Origin of the sequence: Paracoccus binzhouensis (genome assembly GCF_016446475.1) — a bacterium.
In the GTDB taxonomy this organism is placed as follows: Bacteria; Pseudomonadota; Alphaproteobacteria; order Rhodobacterales; family Rhodobacteraceae; genus Paracoccus; species Paracoccus binzhouensis.
In genome coordinates this window covers 1-1741 of record NZ_JAEHFP010000228.1, presented here as the reverse complement: position 1 = coordinate 1741, position 1741 = coordinate 1, and the positions used below count along the sequence as shown (strand labels likewise).

General features: G+C 62.1%; 1 protein-coding gene. It reads left to right on the top strand.

The annotated features are described in order from the left end of the window. Positions 1-207: 207 nt before the first annotated feature. A partial coding sequence (locus I9P22_RS24085; RefSeq protein WP_199262745.1) for an SNF2-related protein occupies positions 208-1741 on the top strand: 1534 nt, incomplete at its 3' end.

Here is a 1741-nt window from a genome sequence, read left to right as displayed (position 1 = left end):
CGGGCAGGCCCTCATTATTGCTGCTCGGACAGCGTGCGTGGTCGTGGCGCTTCCGTGACGAACTTGTCCCATAGGGCACCCTTCCATGCCAAAGAAAGGATCGCACCATCAAACCGTGGGATCAAACAGCTAGATACTGGGTCGCCGATAGCGAGCTTTTCTCAGAATTACCCGCGCCGGCCCCGAAATGGCTGCTTGGTTGGAGAAATGTCACGAACAACACAAATACCCGGCAAGGACGCCGTCGTCCGCGCCCGTGCGCGCGACCTGAGCCCGCTCGACGCCGTCCAACCGACGGTCGAGCACATCCTGCACACTGCCGCGGCGGCGAAGCTTCTGGATGCGCTGGAGGACAACCTCCTGCTGGCGCCGATCCAGTCGAGCGTCGTGCCGCTACCCCACCAGCTCTACGCGCTCAACCGCGCCATGAGCCGCGACCGGATCCGTTATCTGCTCGCGGACGAGGTAGGACTCGGCAAGACGATTGAGGCCGGTTTCATTCTACGCGAGATCAAGCTGCGCGGCATGGCCAAGCGGATCCTCGTCGTCGCGCCGAAGGGGCTGGTCCGGCAATGGCAGGCCGAGATGCGTCTTCATTTCGGAGAGAACTTCCAGTTCATCGAGCCCGCGGAACTCTCCGCCTTTCGCCAATGGCGCAGCGACGAGGAAAACCTCTGGTGGCTGCATGATCAGGTGATCTGCTCGCTCGACTCCGTGAAGCCGCTCGAAGGGCGTCGCGGCTGGAGCCTCGAGCAGCTAAGCACCCACAACCGCGAGCGTTTCGAGGACCTGATTTCGGCATCCTGGGATCTGATCATCATCGACGAGGCGCACCGCATGGGTGGGAGCACGGAACAGGTCGCGCGTTACAAGCTGGGCGCCGCGTTGGCGGAGGCGGCGCCATACCTGCTGCTGCTGTCCGCGACACCCCACCAGGGCAAGACCGACCAGTTCCATCGGCTGATGCAGCTGCTCGACCGGGATTCCTTCCCCGACGAGAGCAGCGTGTCGAGCGAGCGGGTTCGCCCCTTCGTCGTGCGGACGGAAAAACGCGTCTCCATCGACGCCGAAGGCAAACCGCTGTTCAAGCCGCGCATGACCCGGCTGCATCCGGTGGCATGGCAGGACCGGCACGCCAGCCAGCAAAAGCTATACGAGGCCGTCACCGACTATGTCCGCCACGGGTACAACCAGGCCATGGCCGCGAAGCAGCGCCACATCGGCTTCCTGATGATCCTGATGCAACGACTTGTCACATCCAGCACAGCCGCCATACGAGCGACCCTCGAAAAGCGTCAAGCCCTCCTGGACCAGCCCCAACTACAGCCATCCCTCTTCGAAACGGCGGACGTTGACGAATGGGCCGAGCTGGACGGACAGACCCAGGTGGATCTCGCCATCCAGACAAAGGGGTGGGAGATGGAAAAGGCCGAGGTCGAAACGCTGCTCGACCTGGCCCGCGCCACGGAGGCACAGGGGACGGACGCCAAGGCTGAGGCGCTCCTCGAGCTGATCTACAAGCTTCAGCAGGAAGAGAACGATCCTGAGCTGAAGGTGCTGATCTTCACCGAGTTCGTGCCTACGCAGGCAATGCTTGCGGATTTCCTCGAAAGCCGCGGCTTTTCGGTGGCCACATTGAACGGGAGCATGGACCTAGGTTGTGTTGACAAAAAGGATTCCCCTGCGCGCCTGGCTGTGATTCAAGATCATCTCTACGTGGGAGGTGACCTTGGCACGCAAT